Consider the following 5,451-nt stretch of genomic DNA (forward strand, 5'->3'; position numbering starts at 1 on the left):
GGAAGGGGCACTCGCTGGCACCGTAAGTGTCGCGCACCTTGGCGCCGAACGCGCGGCCCAGCAGCGCGTAGTCGTCCTCGGTCAGGGTTTCGCCGGCCGGCTCCACCAGGACCGGCGCGACGCGCAGACGGCCAGCCTCCTGCTCCGCGGCGAGCATACGCAGCACGCTGCCGTATCCCAGCAGCAGGGCAGGACGGAACGCGTTGAGCTCGGCGACCAGCTCGGCCAGCGGGGCGTGCACGGAGAACAGCCGGATCGCCTTGCGCTGCAGCCGGTGCGCGCGCATGCGGGCGGCGCCGGCGGAGACCATGAAATGCCCGTTCCGCGCGGCCACGATGGCCATCCGCCCGCCGCCGGCCAAGATGCGGGTGATGTCGCGGGCGTTGAGCCAGGAGCCCATCATCCGGGCGCTCATGGCGTAGTTGACCGCGATGTCTCTCTCGTCCTTGACGAAGATCGCCGGATTTCCGGTAGTCCCCGACGTGGTCACCACCAGGTAGCGGCCGAGGAAGCGGGCGCCGATCAGCTCGGGATCCGCCACGAAGGCGCGAGCGCGCTCCAGTGTCACCTCTCGGTCACTGGCCCACCGGTCGTAGTCGGCCATCAGCGCCTTCTTGTCGGTGACCGGCAGTGCGGCCGGGTCGTCGACTCCGTCCGGCAGCCCTCGGTAGAGGTCGCGGTAGTAGGGCGAGTGGGCGCGGGCGTGGGCGACGCTCTCGCGCAGCCGCCGCCGCTGGACCGCGACCCACGCGCGATTCCTTCTGGTACGGCCGGCGTCGAGCAGCAGCCGTGGCATGGTCTCCATCATGCCGCCATTATGTCACATCCATGTCAAATGTCATTAGAATGTCAGTTTTTCGGAGCTCTTATCCATGCTGCGGCTGGAGGAGCGAGGTGACCCACTCGCCGCCGACCTGGTGGCTGGCCACGTTGGTCCCGCCGTACTGGACGGCCGGCCGGTAGAACGAGAGCGCGGCGGAGTCCTCGCCCGCGGACCTGTTGTGATCACCGTGGCCGAGGGAGTCGGCCGGCCCGTGACGTCGCCGTCCCGCCCGTGGCCGGGAGCCAGGTCGTCGTCCCGGCGGTGCGGACTCGGGTCCGGCCCGGCAGGCTCGGCGCCGCGATCGCCGGCGGTGTCCGAAAGATCCGGTGGGTGGAAGTCAGGCTGATCGCCGAGGTCCAGGCCGGTCGGCACACCACCTTGCCGGCCGGCCCGTGGGGACGACGGCCAGGACTCGGGGAGACCGCGGTCGGGTGAGAGATCGACGTCTGTGAGGTCGATCTCGGGGCCCGCCTGGGGGTTGATCCTGGGTAGTTCCTTCTCCACGGAATCGGGGAACCGCGGGAAGATCTCGGCGAGGTCGTTGTTGAGCGCGCGCAGGTGCCGGCCGGCCAGCTCGTCCTGCGATCCGAATTCCCAGCCGTGGTCGATGGTTCGGGAGAAGTCGGGAACTGAGTCGTTGATGCTGCCCAGCAGGTCGAATGTGACCTTGCTCCAGGATCCGCTGGTGTTCTCCACGACGTTCTTGTGGTGGCGCAGCGTCTCTCCGAGCGCGTCGAGCGGGCCGTCCATGCGGTCAATGCCGCCGCACAGGTTTCTGATCGTCACGTGCAGGAGCCGCAGCGCCCGCTGCGTGCGTACCGAGGCGTCGCCTTCCTAGATCCGGGCGAGCTCCGCGCTCACGTCGTCGATCGTGTCGAGCGTGCGGGCCAGTACGCTCGCGGCCGACCGATAGGCGGTCGCGGCGGTCTTCACCCCGTCGGGGTCGAGCGACATGATGAAGGTCCTGATCTCGGCCACGCTCCGGCCGTCGTCGTCGACCGTGAAGTCGCCGAGGCCGTGCCGGATCCAGTGTGTCTTCTTCGACGAATCGGCCATGACCCAGTTACACGGGCCTTCCGTCGTCGAGGGCGGCATCCGTGGCGTATTGATAGACGCCGCCGGCCGATCCGATCAGCGCGATGGTGTCGCGGAGCCGCTGGTTCACCTGGTGGTAGATCGTGGTCAGCTCGCGATGGCCGGCCCGGAGCGTGTCGCTGAAATCCTGCCCGCCTCCCCAGCGCTCGATGCTCTCGAACTGGGCCTGGAGCATCGACAGGTCCCCCTTCGCCTGCAGGTCGAAGGCGGAGCCCTCGGCTTCACCGGCAAGCTCATGAAGCCTTTCCTCGAGCAACCCGGCCAGAGCCGCGAACCGCTTCCTCAGGTTCTCTGGGTGGGTTACGCCGTCCCGCTTCGGATCGAGGGCGGGCCAGTTCTTCGCACAGTGCTGGTGATCCTTGAAGATCATGAGGCCCTTCCCCATTGCGCGTCATGGCGGACAAGGAACGCTAGATCGGCCGGATCGACCGGTGAATCCGCAAGGTGACCAGTGTTGACCGGCCGGTGTTGAGGTCACCGCTCCGGTGCGGCGGTTCGCCGGAGCGCAGGCAGGACCCGGTCGGCGACCTCGGCCAGGGCCGCGGCGTGGTCGTCCGAGGCCAGGCGGAGGACCAACTGCCTGGCACCGGCCGCGACATACGACTGCAGCCAGCGCACGGCGTCGTCCGCCCGCCCGGCGAACATGGCCTGAACCTTCTCGACGGCTTCCAGCGGGGCGTTGTAATAGCGCTCGATACTCGCCCGCAACCTCTGCCGTGCCCGCTCGGGATCCTCGTCCAGGCACAGCGTGGAGTACAGGGCAGGGGTGACCGGCCGTACGGCATGCTCCCTGATGACGGCCAGATCCCGGGCGTAGTCGGCGACCAGCGGCGGGTACGGCAGCCAGCCGTCGGCCAGGCGCGCCACCCGGCCGAGTCCTGGACCGCCGCCCGCTAGCCAGATCGCCGGCCCGCCGCGGCGGGCCGGCGCAGGGGCCAGGACGATCTCGTCGAAGGAGAAGTGCTCTCCTCGGAAGGACACGGGACATCCGCTCCACAGCAGCCGCATCGCCTCGATCGATTCCTCCAGCCGGCTGACCCGGCGGCTGAACGTCACGTCCAGGGCGGCGAACTGCGCCTTGGTGGCGCTGTTGGGGAACCCGGCTCCCATGCCGGCGACCAGCCGGCCTTCGCAGAGCCGGTCCAGTGTGGCGAGCTGATGGGCCAGCAGGATCGGGTGGCGCAGTGCGGGCAGGAGCACGGCGGTGCCGAGCGTCAGCCGGGTGGTGACCGCCGCGACCGCGGAGAGGACGAGCAGGGGATCGGGGCGCGGTCTGGTGAGCGGGCTTTCGCCGGCCCACACGGAGTCGAACCCGAGCGTCTCGGCCCGGCGGGCTTGGTCGAGCAGCGGTTCGAGGGTGCCCCCGCCGGCGAGGATGTGGTCGCGGGTCGGCAGCAGATAGCCGACATGGAGGCGGGTGCTGTGTCCACCGACGGCCTCGGGGAGCTCGGTCATGAGGTCACCGTGGGAGTGAATGCCGCCCGATGCAGGGAGACCCATTCGGCATAGGTGGACGCACGCCGTCCGGTGAGCTCCTCGACCGTGGGCAGCGTGGCAGCGGGCTCGCCGACTCTGGCCGCGAGCCCGTCGAGGAGTTCGTCGGCGGCCGGCGCCGGCATGCCGTGCTGGACCATCTGCTGCCTGACCGTGTCCCGGGGCAGTTCCTCGAACCGGACCGGCCGGCCGATCGCTTCCCCGATGATCCGCACCCGGTCGAGGTGGGTGAGCGACTGCGGTCCCGTGACGGTGTACGTCTCGCCGACGCGCTCCTTGAGGAGGGCGTGGACGGCGACCGCGGCGATGTCGCGCGGGTCGACCGGGGCCAGCGCGGCCTCGCCGTACGCGCCGCGAACGACTCCGCCGCCGGCGATCTGGGGTGCCCAGGCGAGATCGTTGGTCATGAACGCGTCCGGCCGCACGAAGGTCCAGGGCAGCCCGGAGGAGGCCACGGCCTGCTCGGCGCGCAGGTGCTGTTCGCCGATCCAGCCGCGCGAGGGAAAGCCGGCAGCGGCGGAGGACAGCAGGACGACGTGCCGCAGCCCTGCCTGCCGCCCCGCGCGGAGGAAGCCGGCGATCGCGTCGAAGACGGGGAACAGGAATACCCGCTCGATCCCGGCCAGCGCGGCGGGCAGGGTTTCCGGCCGGCTCAGATCGCCCCGCACGACCTCGGTCTCGCCGGGAAGCGAGTGCTCGTCGGGGGCGCGGGTGACGACGCGGACCTGCTCGCCCGCGTCAAGCAGTTGGCGGACGATATTGGCGCCGACATTGCCGGTGCCGCCGGTGACCAGGATCACGGTGGGGTCTCCTTCGGGTTCGTCGGTCATCGTGCCTCCGGACGCTACGAGCGCGCGGCCCGCACCCGAATCCGTCAGACGACCGGCTCACGCCATGGGGCGTTGACAGCAGCCAATCGTTTGCATGCGTTCGTTTGCATCCAGGAAAGTACCGGTGCCACACGGCGTCTCACGGTGGAGAACAGGAGACGAGACGTCCGACCTGACGAGACACCTTCTCGATCGCGAGATCACGGAACGACCGGTCTTGAGCTTCTGCACGTGACCTTGGCGACGGTGTTCACGCCCTGAAGGCCAGTTTCCCGCATAAGGACAACGGCGTCATCGCCGGCAGGCGGGCCACGTTCGCCATGGCCGGGCTCGTACCGGCTGTCCGGCGACGGGTCGCTTTGATGATCTCGTGCACCACCGAGGGTCACCACGTCACCGGGAGGCGATGCAGCCCGTACACCTTCGCATCCTCCTTGGACGCGCCGGAACAGCGTGGTGTAGACGATCTCCAGCTCCAACCGGGCCAGATCCTGCCCCCAGGCACTGGTGAATGCCGAAGCCGAAGGCGAGATGCCCGCGCGCGGAGCGGTGCACATCCAGCAGGTCGGGATCCTCGAAGTGAGCGCCATCCCGGACATCGCCTCGTGGTCGAACATGTCTGCTTCCTGGTACGTGACGACCAGGCGGTACAGGAAGCGGCGTATCTCGCCCATTGCCTCCGTGCCCCGCTCGCCGTACGGGCCTTCGAGCAGTTCGCAGATCACCAGCGACGGGACCGGCAGGGACAGCGCCCGCTGCGCATCTGCCGCACCCGCTCGACCGTGAACTCGGTGGTGACCATGCGCCGGTGCGTGTTGTGCTCCGGGCCGCGCATGGTCAGGGTCGAGCCCTTGAGGTTCTGCCCGAATTGGCAGGTGCGCGGCATGGGAAATCCTCGCTCGCTACATGCCTCCTCATGAGCGTCGTGAACGGCGACTCGACCGTAGGGCGGCGCGAGCTGTGCCCCGAATCCGTCAACTGAACAATCCGCATGCGGCACCACAGGGCACGGCGGTCAACCGTGGCGCGGCACAGGCGAGGGCCGGCGAAACAGGCGGGGAGCTTGCGCAGCATTCCGGTCCTCACGCTTCCGTTTCTTGAAGCGTCACCGCGTCGAGCAGCAGCCGGGCCAGTGGTTCGGGGTGGGTGACCATGATGTCGTGCGGGCCGTCGCAGGCGACCGTGCGATATCCGATCGCCCTGGCCAGG

General features: G+C 69.2%; 8 protein-coding genes. All 8 read right to left on the minus strand.

Annotation, left to right across the window (positions count from 1 at the left end):
- Window positions 1-808, minus strand: an 808-nt coding sequence (locus ACTWPV_RS49395) for a hypothetical protein (RefSeq protein ID WP_443157180.1), incomplete at its 3' end; no start/stop codon positions are given.
- 33 nt (window positions 809-841) lie between these two features.
- Window positions 842-1,609, minus strand: coding sequence for a hypothetical protein (locus ACTWPV_RS49400; protein ID WP_443157181.1), 768 nt, complete (start codon window positions 1,607-1,609; stop codon window positions 842-844).
- Between the two features lie 48 nt (window positions 1,610-1,657).
- The gene (locus ACTWPV_RS49405) at window positions 1,658-1,879 is read right to left on the minus strand and encodes a hypothetical protein (RefSeq protein WP_443157182.1); all 222 of its coding nucleotides are present in this window, start codon (window positions 1,877-1,879) and stop codon (window positions 1,658-1,660) included.
- Window positions 1,880-1,886: 7 nt separating this feature from the next.
- Window positions 1,887-2,288, minus strand: coding sequence for a hypothetical protein (locus ACTWPV_RS49410; protein WP_443157183.1), 402 nt, complete (start codon window positions 2,286-2,288; stop codon window positions 1,887-1,889).
- Window positions 2,289-2,392: 104 nt separating this feature from the next.
- The gene (locus tag ACTWPV_RS49415; RefSeq protein ID WP_443157184.1) at window positions 2,393-3,373 is read right to left on the minus strand and encodes an LLM class flavin-dependent oxidoreductase; all 981 of its coding nucleotides are present in this window, start codon (window positions 3,371-3,373) and stop codon (window positions 2,393-2,395) included.
- The gene (locus ACTWPV_RS49420; protein WP_443157185.1) at window positions 3,370-4,242 is read right to left on the minus strand and encodes an NAD(P)H-binding protein; all 873 of its coding nucleotides are present in this window, start codon (window positions 4,240-4,242) and stop codon (window positions 3,370-3,372) included. The genes ACTWPV_RS49415 and ACTWPV_RS49420 overlap by 4 nt, the downstream gene beginning before the upstream one ends.
- Before the next feature lie 200 nt (window positions 4,243-4,442).
- A complete protein-coding gene (locus ACTWPV_RS49425; protein ID WP_443157186.1) occupies window positions 4,443-4,967 on the minus strand; it encodes a hypothetical protein in 525 nt (174 codons plus the stop codon).
- The gene (locus tag ACTWPV_RS49430) at window positions 4,964-5,128 is read right to left on the minus strand and encodes a hypothetical protein (RefSeq protein ID WP_443157187.1); all 165 of its coding nucleotides are present in this window, start codon (window positions 5,126-5,128) and stop codon (window positions 4,964-4,966) included. Before ACTWPV_RS49430 ends, ACTWPV_RS49425 begins: the two co-directional genes overlap by 4 nt.
- Window positions 5,129-5,451: the final 323 nt, after the last annotated feature.

Origin of the sequence: Nonomuraea sp. KM88 (genome assembly GCF_052245635.1) — a bacterium.
GTDB lineage: Bacteria > Actinomycetota > Actinomycetes > Streptosporangiales > Streptosporangiaceae > Nonomuraea.